The following is a 15,949-nucleotide window of genomic DNA, read 5'->3' as shown; positions in this document are numbered from 1 at the left end:
TACTATCTCGGTTTGGGTTACGACCGTTCGAAGGCCCCATTACGCCAACTCCGAGATATCGAACACCGGCTTGCACGTCCCGCCCTCGATGAACGTCTCGAAGGCTTCGTCGGCTTCGAACAGCGAAAACCGGGTGTCGACGAACGTCTCGCAGTCCACGTCGCCGTCGCGAATCAGTCGGAACGAGCGCTCGAAGTCCTCGTACATGGAGGCGTACGAACACTGGAGGTCGATTTCCGCGCGGACGAGCGGGGAGTAGGGCATCGAAGTCTCACCGGTCTGGCCGACGAGGACGATTTGGCCGCCCTTGCGGACCTCGTCGACGGCCGTCGTGAGTCCCGAGGGGTGTCCGGTCGTGTCGAACACCACGTCGTAGCCGACGCCGCCGGTGTGGCGCTCGCGGCGCGCCTCGGTATCGTCGTCGGCGACGTTGACCGTCTCGAAGCCGAGTTCCTCCGCGAGCGGGAGCCGGTAGTCGGCGTCCTGTCCCACGCCGGAAACGACGACGGTGCCGCCCTGCGCGGCCGCGACTTGGGCCGTGAGCAGACCGATTGGCCCGGGCCCCTCGACCAACACGCGGTCGCCCGCGCCGACCCGGGAGTTCTCGATGACGGCGCGCGCGGCGATGCTCGTCGGCTCCGCGACCGCGGCGTGCTGCTGTTTCACGTCGTCGGGAATCGGGTGGAGGGCGCGCTCCGGGACGGCGATGAACCGCTCGTACGCGCCGTCGTGGTCGACGCCGGTGATGACCGCGTCCTGACAGACGTTCTCCTCGCCGATGCGACACTGATAACACTCGCCGCAGCCCCGAATCGGTCGTTCGACCACGCGGTCGCCGACGCCGAACTCCGTCACGCCGTCGCCGACTTCGACCACGCGCCCGGCGTACTCGTGGCCGATGACCGTCGGCAGCTCCATCCGCTCGAAGGCGGATTCGAACTCGTAGATGCCCGCGTCGCTTCCGCAGAGGCCGGCGTAGTCGACCTCCACGAGCACCTCTCCGGCGCCCGGTTCCGGTTTCTGTCGCTCGACGAACTCCATAGCGCCGGAGCTACGCTCTACTTTGGCAAGTCCTCGCATGAGAGCACATGTGGCACGGGTCGGTAAAAACGTATTGCATGCGGCACTCCCGTCGCGCGTTCCGCAACTATCATGTCGGCACCGTGCGGACTGAGACCATGGTCGCATACGAGCACACGCCAGTCTCCGTCAGTGACAAGCGCGTCGTCGTCGTCGGCGGGACGAGCGGTATCGGTCAGGCAATCGCCCTCGGATTCGCCAGCGAGGGCGCGGACGTCCTCGCCACCAGCCGACGCGAGTCGGCGGTCGACGAGACGGCCGATGCAATCGAGGACTTGGGAGCGAACGCGGTTCGGGAGACCTGCGACGTGACAGACCCGGCCTCGCTCGAACGCGTCCGCGAGCGCGCCGTCGAGGAGTTCGGCGGCGTCGACGTGGTCGTCGCCTCGCAGGGCGCGATATCCCGCGAGACGGTCCGCGACATCGACGACGACGCGTGGGACCACGTCACCGACATCGCGCTCGGGGGCGTCCGCCGCGTGACGCAGGAGCTGGCCCCGGCCGTCGCCGACGGCGGGTCGATTATCAACATCTCCTCGTTGGCCGCGCGGCTCTCGATGGCGAACCTCCCCGCCTACTCGGCGGCGAAGGGCGGCGTCGAGGCGTTCACCCGCGCGTCCGCGAAGGAACTCGCACCCGAGATACGCGTCAACGCCATCGCACCGGGCTTCGTCATCACGCCGCAGAACGCCGACACCTACGCCGAGGGGACCGAAAAGCGCGAGCGAATCGACGAGCGAACGCCGCTCGGCCGAGTCGCGGAACGGGAGGAAATCGTCGGCGCGGCGGTCTTCCTCGCGAGCGACGCCGCCTCGTTCGTGACTGGTGAGGTCGTCACCGTCGACGGCGGGTTCGCGGACAGCGCGTTCTAACCCCGTCTTTCGTCTCTCGTCTCCCGTTTCGCCATCGACGTGCTCTCGTGAGCGCGCGCTAGCCCCTCCGGACGGGAGTCTTCGATGTCGCTCCCGGCGAGCTTGCCGCCGGTAGACGCCGGAGACTGCTGGACAATCGTTCTGTGATAGGGAACGGAGGGGCGAGGTCGAGTGACCCGTCCCCCGCGTTCGCTCTTGCCCCGGCCTCTCGGGAACCCGCCCCGCTTCCCGGCGTCGGCCGTCTGAATTACAAGCATACGCGTGTAATCTAAAACCGACGCACCGCACGTCGCGTGGGCTGTTCCCGGACTCTCCCGTCCGTGCGTGCTGTGATTGCATTCTGTGATAGAAAACGAGAGTATCCGGCGAGCTCTCGATCCACTCGTTCCTGATTATCGGCCGAGACGAGCCCTGGCGGTCGACTTGTCTCTTTCGGTGGTCGTTTTCGACGACACCGATGTGGGTCGTCAGCTCACGCTCGTGGGCTCCGACACGGCCGTCTCGTCGCCGCGTTGCCGATTCGCCCCGCCGACTCGGTGTGTTCTGTTACTGGGAATTCGTGTGTCTCTCTACGTCACACGCGTCGGGCTCGCGTCGCCTCCTCTGCCTGTCATCTCGCGCTCGTCGGCGCTCGTCGCCAACGGGCGAGCGAACTACACCCGGCCGGGAGTTCGGGACCGAACCCGCCGACGTCTCGAGGCTTTCTGCATTGCCCCGCGCCGCTCATACCGGGACGTACTTTTATTACAATCGCTGGTAATGAGGATACTGAATGCACTACCACCAGCTAGCGGTGTCGGGAGAGCGCCGTCTCACGGCAAGCCGCGACTCCACGACGTACGACCTCACGAGCGCCGACGCGGACCTTCGGACGTTCGGTGACTTGGCTCGGGTGGCGAGTATCGCCCGGACCTCGGTCGACCGACTCGCCGCCGAACTGACCGAGGACGCCGACGTAGTCGACGACGCGTTCGTCGACCGGCACGCGACGGTCCCCGTCGACGCCGAGGAAATCTGGGCCGCGGGCGTCACCTACCAGATAAGCGAGCAAGCGCGCGAGGAGGAGAGTTCCATGCCGGACATGTACTTCGACGTGTACGACGCCGACCGGCCGGAGGTTTTCTTCAAGGCCACGCCGTCTCGGACCGTCGAACCGGGCGACGCCATCGGCGTCAGAGGCGACTCCGAATGGGACGTGCCGGAGCCCGAACTGGGTATCGTGCTTCGCCGGGGGGAAATCGTCGGCTACACCGTCGGCAACGACGTGAGTAGTCGGTCGATAGAGGGCGAAAACCCGCTGTATCTCCCACAGGCGAAAGTGTACGACCGCTGTTGTTCCATCGGCCCGTGTGTGGTTACGCCCGAAGACGTGGAGGACCCCCACGAGTTGGAGATGAGCATGACTATCGAGCGCGACGGCGAAGTCATCTACGACGACGCCACGAACACCAGCGAGATGGTCCGCAGCTGCGACGAACTCGTGTCGTACTTCACGCGACACAACACGGTGCCCGAACTGGCGGTCATCCTGACGGGCACGTCGCTCGTCCCCGAACAGCCGTTCGACCTTCAAGAGGGTGACCACGTCGACATCACTATCGAAGGTATCGGCACCCTCTCGAACTCCGTCACCACCGTATGAGCCCCGCCCCCACCGACATCGTCGAGGAGTTCACGCGCCGCGACTGGCAGGGAGACGACGTGACGGGCACCGTGCGTGTCGCCATGATCGGCCTCGGCTGGTGGACCCGCGACGAGGCGATTCCCGCGGTCGAGGCGTCCGAGTTCTGCGAGACGACGGTCGTCGTCAGCAGTTCGAAGGAGAAAGCCGAGGGCGCGACGGCGTTGACCGAGTCGATAACCCACGGCCTCACCTACGACGAGTTCCACGAGGGGGTCGCCGCCGACGCCTACGACGCGGTGTACGTCGTTACGCCGAACGGTCTGCATCTCCCGTACGTCGAGACCGCGGCCGAGTTGGGGAAGGCGGTCCTCTGCGAGAAACCGCTGGAAGCGTCGGTCGAGCGGGCCGAAAAGCTCGTCGCCGCCTGCGACCGCGCCGACGTGCCCCTGATGGTCGCCTATCGGATGCAGACCGAGCCGGCCGTCCGGCGCGCCCGCGAACTCGTCGAGGCCGGCGTCATCGGCGAGCCGGTGTTCCTCCACGGCCACATGTCCCAGCGCCTGCTCGACGAGGTCGTCCCCGACCCCGACCAGTGGCGGCTCGACCCCGAACTCTCCGGCGGCGCGACCGTCATGGACATCGGGCTCTACCCGCTGAACACCGCCCGGTTCGTCCTCGACGCCGACCCCGTCCGCGTCAGGGCGACCGCCCGCGTCGACGACGAGGCGTTCGAGGCCGTCGGCGACGAGCACGTCAGTTTCGGCGTCGACTTCGACGACGGCACGCTCGCGGTCTGCACCGCCAGCCAGTCGGCTTACCAGTCGAGCCACCTCCGGGTGACCGGCACCGAGGGCGAACTCGAAATCGAGCCCGCGTTCTACAACCGCCAAAAGCGGGGATTCCGGCTGTCGTGGGGGGACCAGTCCGCCGACTACGACTTCGAGCAGGTGAACCAGATGACGGAGGAGTTCGACTACTTCGCATCCCGGCTCCTGACGGATGCCGACCTCACGCCCGACGGCGACCACGCGCTCGTGGACATGCGCGCGATGGACGCGATTTACGCCGCGGCGGAGCGAGGGACCGATGTCGCCGTCGACGCCGCCGCCGACTCCGACTCCGCCGACGCTGCCGCTGCCAACCACGACGCCGACCCCGATTCCGACGGGACGTAGGACTCGATTCGGCGCGTCGTCGCCCGCAGTTTTATTATCGGGTTTCCCGCAGTTCCCCGCATGAAGTTCGGCATCCTCGGCACGGCAGGCATCGGCGTCAAATCGATCATCCCCGCGGTGCAGGCGAGCGAACACGAGGCGGCCGCCATCGCGTCCCGCGACGAGGCGCGGGCGAGCGCCGTCGCCGACGAACTCGGCATCCCCACCGCCTACGGCAGCTACGAGGCGCTGTTGGCCGACGACTCCCTCGACGCGGTTTACATCCCGCTCCCCAACGGCCTCCACGCCGACTGGGTTCGCGCGGCCGCCGACCGCGGGCTGCACGTCCTCTGCGAGAAGCCGCTGACCGCCAGCGCCGACGAGACGGCCGCCGTCTTCGACTACTGCGAGGACGCGGGCGTCACGCTGATGGAGGCGTTCATGTACCGCTTCCACCCGCTGACCGAGCGGGCCGCGGAACTCGTCGCGTCGGAGCTCGGCGCGGTCGTCTCTGTCACGTCGAACTTCTCGTTCCGCCTGCCCGAGGGGGCCGACGACATCCGCATCGACCCCGACCTCGCCGGCGGGAGCGTCATAGACGTGGGCTGCTACGCCGTCAGCGCGGCGCGACTCTTCCTCGGGACGCCCGACCGGGTGTACGCGACCACGACCGACACGCGCGACTGCGGCGTCGACACCCGGATGTCGGGCGTCTTGGAGTACGACTCCGGCGCGACCGCCCGCGTCGAATCGTCGTTCGACACGCCCGAGACGCAGTACTACCGCGTCCAGACCACCGACGGCTGGCTGGAGGCGAACCCCGCGTTCAACGTCGACCCGACGGCCGCGGCCGAACTCACTTACGCGACCGACGGCCGCGTCGTCACGGAGACGTTCGACCCGACAGACAGCTACCGCCGCGAGGTCGAGGCGTTCGCCCGCGCCGTCGAGACCGGCGAGACGCCGCGCGTCGACCGCGAGGAATCCGTGTCGGTCATGCGGACCATCGACGCGATTTACGAGAGCGCCGAGACCGGGGCCGCAGTCGAGTTGGACTGACCGCCCGCCGCTGTCCGTTTCGACTCATCCCAACCGAACGTCGGAGCGGAACTCGGGCCGCCCGGTCGCCGCCACGTCGAGGCGGAACAACGCGCCCGCATCGTCGCCGGTGCTCTCGTCGCCCTCGCCAGCGCTCCCGTCCCCGTCGCCGCCGGCGGTCGTCACGTAGAGCGAATCGAGGTCGGCCCCGCCGAAGGCGACGCTCGTCACCTTCTCCGTCGGCACGTCGAACCGGTCGATTTCGGTGCCGTCGGCGTCGTACTCGACCACACAGCCGCCCTCCCAGCGGGCCGACCAGATGTGCCCCGCCGAATCGACCGTCATGCCGTCCGGTAGCCCCGGCGTCCCCGGCGATTCGACGAACCGCTCGCGGGCCGAGACGGCTCCCGTCTCTTCGTCGTAGGCGTACCGATAGACGGTGTGTGCCTCGGTCTCCGTGAAGTAGAACCGCTCGCGGTCGCGGGTGAAACCCATCCCGTTGGGGATTCCGACGCCGGTTTCGACCGTCGTCACCGTTCCGTCGGTGTCGAGGCGGAACAGCCGCCCGCCCGCCGTATCTGACGGCATCGTCCCGCAGAACACCCGCCCGGCGGGGTCGGCGATGACGTCGTTGAACCGGGTCGGTGAGTCGACGATTTCGGTCACTCCCGTGAGTTCGCCGTCGACGACGCGCCCGACGCGCCCGTGGTCCATGAACGCTAGGAGCGACCCGTCGCGCTGTATCGTCACGCCGGCGATGACCGACGTTTCGACCGGACAGTCGTGCGCCCCGGTCTCGGGGTCGTAGCGGTGGAGTCGCCCGGATTCGATGTCTACCCAGTACAGCCGCTTTTCGTCGGGATGCCAGACCGGACCCTCGCCGAGTCGGCACGACGTGTCGACCACTTTCGTGACGGTCATGAGCAACCGTTCGGAATCGACCGCAAAATACGCTTCCCTCGTCTTCGAGGCGCGGCACGCCGACACTGCGCCGCCGTGCTGCTACGCCACCGCGCCCCGTGTCGCCGTGCCGTCGCACCCCCGAACCCCCGCGCTCTCGCCGCTCAGAAGTGCGAGAGCTTGTCGCGCCGATAGAGGTCGAGCGACAGCACCGTGTTCGGTGACCGCTGGCGGACCGCGTAGGCGACGGCGTCGGCCACCTCTATCGCCTCCGTCACTTCGCCCTCCTCGAACGACGCTTCGAGCGTCTCGCCGCTCTCGGAGCCGAACTCGGTCCGAACCTCGGTCGGATTGACGCAGGTCACGCCGACGTTCTCCTCACCGACGGCCCCTTGGAGGCTCGACGCGAACCCGCGGACCCACCACTTCGTCGCGGCGTACACCGGGTTGTGCGGCCGCGGGTGGTTCCCCGACATGCTCCCGAGGAAGACGAGGTTGCCCTCGGACGCTTCGAGGTGCGGAAGCGCCTCTCTGGCCGTGTAGAACATCCCGTCGACGTTGACGCCGGTCATCAGGCGGTACTCCTCGTCGGTCAGCTCCGCGACCGGCTTGTCGATGCCGAGGCCGGCGTTGCAGACGACGATATCGAGCGAACCGAACCGCTCGACGGTCGCGTCGACGAGCGCCCGGACCGCGTCGGGGTCGGTCACGTCCGTCGGCACGACGCTCACGGCGGCGTCCGTGGCGTCACGAATCTCGTCCGCGAGCGATTCCAGTCGTTCGACTCTGCGGGCGGCGAGACACACGTCCGCGCCGTCCTCGGCGAGCACGCGCGCCGTCGCCGCACCGATTCCCGAACTCGCACCCGTGACGAGCGCCGTCCGGCCGTCGAGCGGGTCTTCCAAGGCGGTTGGTCGGTCGACCATACGCCGTGATTGTGACCCTGCCGCATACGTGTTTCCCCATGGGAATCTGGTGACGGCCGCTTGGAACACGTTTATTAGACTTCCGTCGATTGTCATCGTATGGCACGTATTGCGGTCACCGGAGCGGCTGGTAACGTCGGGAGAGTCACGGTCGAAGCGCTGGCGTCGGACCACGACGTGACGCCTATCACGCATCGCGAGCGCGAGGGACTCGACAGCGTCATCCTCGACGTGCGCGACGAAGACGCGCTGACCGAGGCGTTCGAGGGCCACGACATCGTCGTCCACCTCGCGGCCAACCCGAACCCCGACGCGGCGTGGGACAGCGTCTACGAGGTCAACATCGGCGGCACGTACAACGTCTACGAGGCGGCGCTGGCGGCCGATATCGACCGACTCGTCTTCGCCAGCACGAACCACGTCCACCAGATGTACAACATCGCGGACGCGACCCGACCGGAGACGCTAACGGCCGACGCCGAGGCGGTCGGCGTGTCGGACCCGCCGCGCCCCGACTCGTACTACGGCGTGAGCAAGGTGTTCGGTGAGGCGCTTGGCAACTACTACGCGGACCGACACGGACTGGAAGTGCTCAATCTCCGCATCGGATGGCTCCTGACGGCCGACGAGGTCCGCGAGAAGATGGACGAAGAGGAGTCGGTCGCGCGCTACGTCCGCGCGATGTGGCTCAGCCCCGGCGACTGCGAACAGGGGATGCGCCGGGCCGTCGAGGCGTCGCTTCCCGATTCGCCGCTCGCGGTCAACCTCATCTCGGCGAACGACGACCGATATCTCTCGCTCACGGAGACGATGCGCGCCATCGGCTACCGCCCGCGAGACAACTCGGCGACCGTCGTGGAGTGAGCGAGAGGGAGGTGGCTGAGCGACCGTGGAGTGACGTTCGTCGATGCCGACGCACTGCTACTGCGAGTCGGTGTCGCGGGCGACGACGCACGACCCCGAACGGCGTCTCGTTCGCCTCTCGAAGGACCGTTCAGGTTCTCGCTCGGTAGTTTTCGGGGCGAATTCCTCGCGCAGCGCGTTGCTGGGACCCAGCGTTTTTATATCATTATCTGCTATCCACAACCTATATATGTGGGTAGCTAACATGGGTACTACATGGTCGAGCATGATAGTAGCGATGAAAGTGTAAACCGCCGAAAATATTTGAAGGCCCTGACCGTGGGTGCGGCCGCTGGCATCGCGGGGTGTACCGGCGGTGGCGGAACCGAGACGGAGAGCACCGAGAGCGGAAACGGGAACGGTTCCGGCGGTTCCACCGACGACACCGAGACGAGCGGGAGCAGTTCCGGTGGCTCGTGGGATTCGCAGCTCGAAGTGCTTCACGGCTGGGCCGGCGGCGACGGCGAGGCGGCGGTCACCGCGCTCATCGAGGCCTTCGAGGAGGAGCATCCCGAGATGGATACGAACTTCCAGGCGGTCGGCGCGAGCGCGAACGTGAACCTCAACGCGACGATTCTCCGGCGACTCGCGAACAACAATCCGATGAGTTCGTTCGCCAACTGGCCGGGCAAGAACCTCGAACGGTACTCGGGCGCGCTCATGGACCTCGAAGCCGACGTGTGGGACGCCGAAGGGTTCAAAGACACCATGCAGGCCCGCGCGGTCGAACTGTGTAAGTTCAACGACCAGATGCCGGCGGTCCCAATCGGCTCCCATCGGATGAACAACCTGTTTTACAACACCGCCGTGTTCGAGGAGGCCGGCATCGACGCGTCGAGCCTCGACAGCGTCGACGCGCTCCTCGACGCGCTCGAAGCCATCGACCAGAACACGGACGTGACACCGATGGCGCAGGCGATGGTCGCGCCGTGGACGAACCTCCAGCTCTGGGCGCAGATTCTGACGAGCCAGAGCGGCGTCGAGGCGTACACGAACTTCATCGAGGGCAACCCCGACAGGGCGGCCGTCGTCGAGGCGCTCGAAGCGCTGAAGACCATCAACGAGAACTACATCACCGCCGACGCCTCGTCCATCAGCTTCACGACGGCGGGCCAGAAGGTCATCTCGGGGAACGCGGCGACCATCCATCAGGGCAACTGGGTGTACGGCATGTTCCGCGCCGACGACAGCTTCAACTACAAAGAGCAGTGGGACTGGATACCGTTCCCGGGAACGGAAGGTATCTACTTCTACCACGTCGACTCAATCGTCGCACCGAGCAACAACCCGAGCCGCGAGGAGACCATCGCGTGGCAGAAGTTCGTCGGCACGAAGGAGGCGCAAATCGCCTTCAACAACCCCAAGGGGTCGGTTCCGCTCCGCACCGACATCGACCCGAGCGAACTGACCGACTTCCTCGCGATGACCTACGAGGACCTCACCGACTCGGAGGCGTACCCGCCGACCATCGCCCACGGTCTCGCCGTCACGCCCAAGACGATGGGCGCGTGTAAGACCGCCTTCGGCGATAACTTCATGGGGCCGTTCAAGGTCGAAGCCACCGCCGACGCGCTCATCGCAGCGGTCTCCGAGTAAGACCTCGGCTGAAACTTCACCCTCAGTATACACAAATAAAATATAGGTATATTCATGGCTACACACGATAACACGGAGCACGTTTCTGACGCGACCGACGAGGCGGTCGGGTGGGAGTCGAAGCTCCGGTATTTCCTCAACAGCGACTTCGTCCGCTCCGCGCCGTACTGGGGAATACCGTTCGTCCTCATGAGCATCGCCGTCTACGGTGGCATCGGCTACAACTTCGCCATCTCGTTTACGGACTACGAGGGCCTCGGGACTCCCGATTACTCCACGCTCGACTTGGAGATGTACGCACAGGCGCTGTCGAGCGACGCGTTCATCGCCGCCGCGCAGAACAATCTGGTCCTCCTCGTAGGCTTTACGACTATCTGTCTGGTACTCGGCCTGTTCCTCGCAATCCTGTTGGACCACGGCATCCGGTTTTCCGAGAAGTTCCAGACGGTCTATCTCCTCCCGATGAGCCTCTCGTTCGTCGTCACCGCGCAACTGTGGCTCTGGATGTTCAACGTCGAAAGCGGCATCCTCAACCTCGTGGTGACGACACTCGGGTTCAATCCGGTGGACTGGCTGGGGAATCCATCAATCGCGCTCGGCGCGGTGATATTCGCCCTCATCTGGCAGTTCAGCGGGTACACGATGGTCGTCTACCTCGCGGGGCTCCAGTCGATTCCCGACGACCAGTTCGAGGCGGCCCGCGTCGACGGCGCGAGCATCACCCGGACCTACCTCCGCATCATCGTCCCGCAACTGAAGGAGGCGTCCGTCAGCGCGGCCGTCGTGCTGATGGTGTTCGCGCTGAAGGCCTTCACCTTCCTGTACGCCCTCGTCGGCCGCTACCGCCCGCCGAACGGGACGGACATCCTGGCGACGCTCATGGTTCGCCGCGCGTTCAAGTTCGGTGAGTGGGCCTACTCGGCCGCCATCGCGACCATGCTTCTCATCATGGCGCTCGGCGTCATCGGACCGTACCTCTACTACCAGTACAAACAGGGGAGTCTCTGACCATGTCACAGTCGTCATCCACAGGCAGCTTCGACGTCGCATCGCTCGTCGAGGACGTGAACCTCCGGCGCGTCGCCCAGTACGCGCTCGTCGTGTTCTTCCTCGGGTTCTTCCTCGTCCCGCTGGAGACGGGAATCATGACCGCCATCAAGACGAACGAGTCGGTCGCTCGCTCGCTTCCCTTCGCCCCGCCGGTCGGTGAGGGCTTCACCCTCGGGAACATCCAGTTCGCCCTCGAACAGCTCTCGGGGTCGTTCTTCAACTCGCTTATCATGTCGATTCCGGCGACCATCGGGAGCGTCCTGTTCGGGAGCATGGCCGCCTACGGCCTCACGATGGTCAACTGGCGGGCGCAGATGGGTATGCTGATGCTGTTCGTCGTCGGCGTCTTCGTCCCCTATCAGGCCGTGTTGGTCCCGCTCGCGCGCTTCTGGAACAACATCTTCCCGCTCGCGCGGATGCTAGAGCCGATGGTGGCGTCGATACCCTTCTTCCAGGGGTACCACGCCGAACTCGTGCCGCTCGTCATCACCCACATCGCCTACGGAATTCCCATCTGTACGATACTGTTCCGGTCGTACTACCAGAGCCTCCCGAACTCGCTCGTGGAGGCCGGAAAAATCGACGGCGCGAGCATCACGAAGATTTACCGGCGCGTCATCCTGCCCATCTCGAAGCCGATGTTCGGCGTCGTGTTCATCTACCAGTTCACGCAGATTTACAACGAGTTCCTCTTCGCGTTCACGCTCGTCACCGGGTCCGACGCGCCCGCGGCACCGGTCACGCTGGTGCTGCCCGCAATCGGGGCGTCGACCTCCGGCATCGACTTCGGTATCAGGATGTCCGCGGCGTTCCTCGCGGCGGTTCCGACGCTCATCCTGTACGTCGCGTTCGCCGAACAGTTCGCGAAGGGACTTCGCACGGAGGCCTAAGCTATGGGACAGATTCGACTCACCGACCTGACGAAGCGCTTCGGCGACACGGTCGCCGTCGACGACCTCTCGCTCGACATCGACGACGAGGAGTTCCTCGTGCTCGTCGGTCCCTCGGGGTGCGGCAAATCCACGACGCTCCGGATGCTCGCCGGCTTGGAGACCCCGACCAGCGGGGACATCTACATCGGCGGGGACCACATGAACTACCGCGTCCCGCAGAACCGCGACATCGCGATGGTGTTTCAGGACTACGCGCTGTACCCCCACATGACCGTCCGGCAGAACATCCGGTTCGGGCTGGAAGAAGAGGAGGGATACACGTCTGAAGAACGCGACGAGCGCGTCGTCGAGGTCGCGGAGACGCTCGGCATCGCCGACCTGCTCGACCGCAAACCCGACGAACTCTCGGGCGGCCAGCAACAGCGGGTCGCCCTCGGACGTGCTATCGTGCGCGACCCCGAGGTGTTCCTGATGGACGAACCGCTGTCCAACTTGGACGCCAAACTGCGGGCGGAGATGCGGACCGAACTCCAGAACCTGCAAGACCAACTCGCGGTCACGACCGTCTACGTCACCCACAACCAGACGGAGGCGATGACGATGGCCGACCGTATCGCCGTCATGGACGACGGCGAACTCCAGCAGGTGGCCTCGCCCTTCGAGTGCTACCACGAGCCGAACAATCTGTTCGTCGCGGAGTTCATCGGCGAGCCGATGATAAACCTCATCCGCGGGACGCGCTCGGAGTCGACGTTCGTCGGCGAGCATTTCTCGTACCCGCTCGACGCGGACGTGCTGGAGTCCGTCGGCGGCCGCGAGGACCTCGTCTTGGGGATTCGCCCCGAAGACATCGAGGTCGTTGACGCGACGACCGACGATACCGCCGCCGACGACGCGCTGGGCGACCACGAACTCCGGATGGACGTGACCGTCGTGGAGCCCCACGGCGACCAGAACGTCCTCCACCTCTCGCACCCGGACCAGCCCTCCGCCGACGACGCCCTGCAAGCGGTCACGGCGGGGATGCACCTCGTCACGCGGGGCGACCGCGTCACGGTGACGATTCCGCCGGACAAGATTCACGTGTTCGACGCGGAGACCGGAACCGCGGTGCACAACCGCCGACACGACCAGGAAGCCGACCTCACAGAACTCGAACAGTAGCCATGGCACGATTGACACTCGACGACGTAACGAAGGTTTACACCGACGAGGGCGGCGGCGACATCGTCGCCGTCGAAGAGATATCGCTCGACATCGACGACGGGGAGTTCCTCGTGCTCGTCGGGCCCTCGGGCTGCGGCAAATCGACGACGCTCCGGATGATGGCGGGGCTCGAAACCGTCACCGAGGGCGAACTCAGACTCGAAGACCGCGTCCTCAACGGCGTGTCCGCGCAGGACCGGGACATCGCGATGGTGTTCCAGTCGTACGCGCTGTACCCGCACAAGAGCGTCCGCGGGAACATGTCGTTCGGCCTCGAAGAGTCGACCGACCTGCCGGACGACGAGATACGCCAGCGGGTCGAGGAGACGACCGACATGCTCGGCATCAGCGACTTGCTCGACCGCAAACCCGGACAGCTTTCGGGCGGTCAGCAGCAGCGGGTCGCACTCGGGCGTGCCATCGTTCGCGACCCCGAGGTGTTCCTGATGGACGAGCCGTTGTCCAACTTGGACGCCAAACTGCGGGCGGAGATGCGGACCGAACTCCAGCGCCTGCAAGGCGAACTCGGCGTGACGACCGTCTACGTCACCCACGACCAGACCGAGGCGATGACGATGGGCGACCGCGTCGCCGTCCTCGACGACGGCGAACTCCAGCAGGTCGGCACGCCGCTGGACTGCTATCATCGGCCGAACAACCTGTTCGTCGCGGGCTTCATCGGCGAGCCGTCGATGAATTTCTTCGACGGGTCGCTTTCGGGCGACACCTTCCGCGGCGACGGCTTCGACTACCCGCTTTCGGGCGCGACCAGAGACCAACTCGGCGGCGCGAGCGGCCTCACGCTCGGCATCCGACCCGAGGACGTTACCGTTGGCGAGCGGCGCTCCGGCCAGCGCACCTTCGACGCCGAAGTCGTCGTCGTCGAGCCGCAGGGGAACGAGAACACCGTCCACCTGCGATTCGTCGACGGGGACGAGGGGACCCAGTTCACCGCGACCACCACCGGACAGTCGAGAGTCGAAGCGGGCGACCGCACGACCGTCTCGTTCCCCGAAGACGCGATTCACCTGTTCGACGGGGAGACCGGCGACGCGCTGAAGAACCGAGAGCTCCCGTCGAACCGCGCCATCGACGCGTTCGTCTCGAACTGACCGGTCACCGCGGTTTCCTTTTCGTCCGCGGTTCGCGCGCCGCTGTCAGCCGTCAGGTTATCTGCCGTCAGCGTCGCGACTGCAACTGCGAGTCGCGTCGCTCCGGTCTCGAACTCCGGCGAGTGAAAAAGCGGCCGCGGCGGGCGCGCCGCGGGGCGAGAGATGCTCACGGTTCTCGCCCGCGGTGGTGCGTCCGGGTTATGGGTGTGGTATGTCAGGCTGTCGCGGCCGCTGTGGGACAGTCTCGCTCTCGGTGTCGCGTTACTCCTCGTCGAAGAGCGTCTCTCCTTCGACCATGTGTTCTCCGACGGCGTCGAGGTCGAGCGTCAGCCCGAGGCCGGGCTTCTCGGGAATCTCCATGCGACCGTTCTGAATCAGGTCGTCTTCCTCGACGAGGTCCTCCCACCAGCCGAGCTGGTAGGAGTGGTATTCGAGGGCCAGCGAGTTCGGGATGGCCGCGGCGACCTGCGCGGAGGCCATCGTCCCGATGGGCGACGAGACGTTGTGCATCGCCACGGGGATGTAGTACATGTCCGCGAGGTCGGCAATCTTCCGCGTCTCGCGCATGCCGCCGACGCGGGGCAGGTCGGGCGCGATGATGTCCACCGCCTGCGGTTCGAGCAGCGTCCGCTGGCCGAACTTCCGGTAGACGTTCTCACCGACCGCGATGGGCGTCGTCGTGGACTGTGTCACGAGCTTCTGCACGTCGTGGTTCTCCGGCGGCACGGGGTCTTCGAGCCACCACACGTCGTAGTCTTCCAGCTCGGACGCGAGGCGCTTGGCGCTCCCGCCGGTAAAGGACCAGTGGCAGTCGAACGCCACGTCCGCGCGGTCGCCGACGGCCTCGGTGACGGCCTCGACGATTTCGACCTTGTGGTCGATTTCGGGGTTGCGGAGGTGGCGGTTCGCGCGGTCCTTCTCGTGGCCCGAGGGCACGTCGAGGTCGAACTTGATAGCGTCGTAGCCGAGTTCCTCGACCACGCGGACGCCCTCCTCGGCGCAGGCCTGCGGGTTGGCTTCGTCTTCGGTGTGGAGGTCGCAGTAGACGCGCACCTCGTCGCGGTACTTCCCGCCGACGAGCTGATAGGCGGGCACGTCGAGGAGCTTTCCGGCGACGTCGTGGAGCGCGATTTCGATGCCCGAGATGGCGGAGATGACCTTGCCCGAGACGGAGCCTTCGCCGGACATCTTCTGGACGAGGTGCTCGTAGAGGCGGTCGATGTCGAGGGGGTTCTCGCCGACGAGGAACGGTTTCATCCGCTCGATGATGGCGGTGTCGCCGCCGCCCCAGTAGGCCTCGCCGGTGCCGACGACGCCCGCGTCGGTGTAGACGCGGACGAGAATCCACGGGTAGTTCCCGTCGACCATCGTCGTCTGTACGTCCGTGATTTCGGCGTCGCGGACGCCGCCTCGCGGATTCGTGATATCCATCGTCTCCGCGGACAGGTCGCGCATCGTGTACTCCGCGTTCGGGTCGCTAAGCTTCGCTTGCTCAACCATTGCGCACGTATATCTCGAAAGCCACTACAAAAGTGTGTGGGTCGGTAGTCCGTCGCTCACCCCGACGCGCGCTCCCGAACTCGCCCCGTCGTCGA

General features: G+C 66.0%; 14 protein-coding genes. 10 read left to right on the top strand and 4 right to left on the bottom strand.

All coding sequences use genetic code 11. The features are described 5' to 3' along the window. Positions 1–39 precede the first annotated feature (39 nt). A complete protein-coding gene (locus ACSR87_RS15705) occupies positions 40–1,080 on the bottom strand; it encodes a zinc-dependent alcohol dehydrogenase (protein ID WP_008573060.1) in 1,041 nt (346 codons plus the stop codon). Between the two features lie 98 nt (positions 1,081–1,178). Between ACSR87_RS15705 and ACSR87_RS15700 the strand changes: the two genes are divergently transcribed. The 4 genes from ACSR87_RS15700 (at position 1,179) to ACSR87_RS15685 (ending at position 5,789) form a co-directional block, all read left to right on the top strand. After that, the gene (locus ACSR87_RS15700; protein WP_498531188.1) at positions 1,179–1,952 is read left to right on the top strand and encodes an SDR family NAD(P)-dependent oxidoreductase; all 774 of its coding nucleotides are present in this window, start codon (positions 1,179–1,181) and stop codon (positions 1,950–1,952) included. Between the two features lie 772 nt (positions 1,953–2,724). After that, on the top strand, positions 2,725–3,594 hold the full coding sequence (locus ACSR87_RS15695; RefSeq protein WP_004061785.1) for a fumarylacetoacetate hydrolase family protein: 870 nt from the start codon (positions 2,725–2,727) through the stop codon (positions 3,592–3,594). Continuing rightward, positions 3,591–4,751: a D-xylose 1-dehydrogenase gene (locus tag ACSR87_RS15690; RefSeq protein ID WP_498531187.1), complete on the top strand. Its 1,161-nt coding sequence runs from the start codon at positions 3,591–3,593 to the stop codon at positions 4,749–4,751. Before ACSR87_RS15695 ends, ACSR87_RS15690 begins: the two co-directional genes overlap by 4 nt. Positions 4,752–4,811: 60 nt before the next feature. Next, on the top strand, positions 4,812–5,789 hold the full coding sequence (locus ACSR87_RS15685) for a D-xylose 1-dehydrogenase (protein ID WP_498531186.1): 978 nt from the start codon (positions 4,812–4,814) through the stop codon (positions 5,787–5,789). A 24-nt stretch (positions 5,790–5,813) separates the two neighbouring features. Here ACSR87_RS15685 and xacC read toward each other — a convergent pair whose 3' ends face one another. Further along, positions 5,814–6,689: a pentonolactonase XacC gene (gene xacC, locus ACSR87_RS15680; RefSeq protein ID WP_498531185.1), complete on the bottom strand. Its 876-nt coding sequence runs from the start codon at positions 6,687–6,689 to the stop codon at positions 5,814–5,816. Positions 6,690–6,832: 143 nt separating this feature from the next. Continuing rightward, a complete protein-coding gene (locus tag ACSR87_RS15675; RefSeq protein ID WP_498531184.1) occupies positions 6,833–7,594 on the bottom strand; it encodes an SDR family oxidoreductase in 762 nt (253 codons plus the stop codon). Positions 7,595–7,693: 99 nt separating this feature from the next. On the opposite strand from ACSR87_RS15675, the gene ACSR87_RS15670 reads away from it, so the two are divergent. From ACSR87_RS15670 to xacK, 6 genes are all read left to right on the top strand, one after another. Further along, positions 7,694–8,458 (top strand): NAD-dependent epimerase/dehydratase family protein, encoded by a 765-nt coding sequence (locus ACSR87_RS15670; RefSeq protein ID WP_498531183.1) that lies wholly within the window; start codon positions 7,694–7,696, stop codon positions 8,456–8,458. A gap of 318 nt (positions 8,459–8,776) precedes the next feature. After that, positions 8,777–10,093 carry an ABC transporter substrate-binding protein gene (locus ACSR87_RS15665; protein WP_498531182.1) on the top strand — a complete coding sequence of 439 codons (1,317 nt, stop codon included), beginning with the start codon at positions 8,777–8,779 and terminating at the stop codon, positions 10,091–10,093. A 54-nt stretch (positions 10,094–10,147) separates the two neighbouring features. Further along, positions 10,148–11,101 (top strand): xylose/arabinose ABC transporter permease XacH, encoded by a 954-nt coding sequence (xacH, locus tag ACSR87_RS15660; protein WP_004061772.1) that lies wholly within the window; start codon positions 10,148–10,150, stop codon positions 11,099–11,101. 2 nt (positions 11,102–11,103) lie between these two features. Further along, entirely contained in the window at positions 11,104–12,033 is a 930-nt protein-coding gene (gene xacI / locus ACSR87_RS15655) for a xylose/arabinose ABC transporter permease XacI (RefSeq protein WP_004061770.1), read from the top strand. A 3-nt stretch (positions 12,034–12,036) separates the two neighbouring features. Further along, a complete protein-coding gene (locus ACSR87_RS15650) occupies positions 12,037–13,200 on the top strand; it encodes an ABC transporter ATP-binding protein (RefSeq protein WP_498531181.1) in 1,164 nt (387 codons plus the stop codon). Positions 13,201–13,202: 2 nt separating this feature from the next. Next, the gene (xacK, locus tag ACSR87_RS15645) at positions 13,203–14,354 is read left to right on the top strand and encodes a xylose/arabinose ABC transporter ATP-binding protein XacK (RefSeq protein WP_498531180.1); all 1,152 of its coding nucleotides are present in this window, start codon (positions 13,203–13,205) and stop codon (positions 14,352–14,354) included. A gap of 261 nt (positions 14,355–14,615) precedes the next feature. On the opposite strand, the gene ACSR87_RS15640 is transcribed toward xacK, so the two are convergent. After that, positions 14,616–15,854, bottom strand: coding sequence for a xylonate dehydratase (locus ACSR87_RS15640; protein WP_004972176.1), 1,239 nt, complete (start codon positions 15,852–15,854; stop codon positions 14,616–14,618). Positions 15,855–15,949: the final 95 nt, after the last annotated feature.

The sequence above is a fragment of the Haloferax sp. SDI50 genome (assembly GCF_059802635.1).
This window is presented reverse-complemented; position numbering and strand designations above follow the sequence as displayed.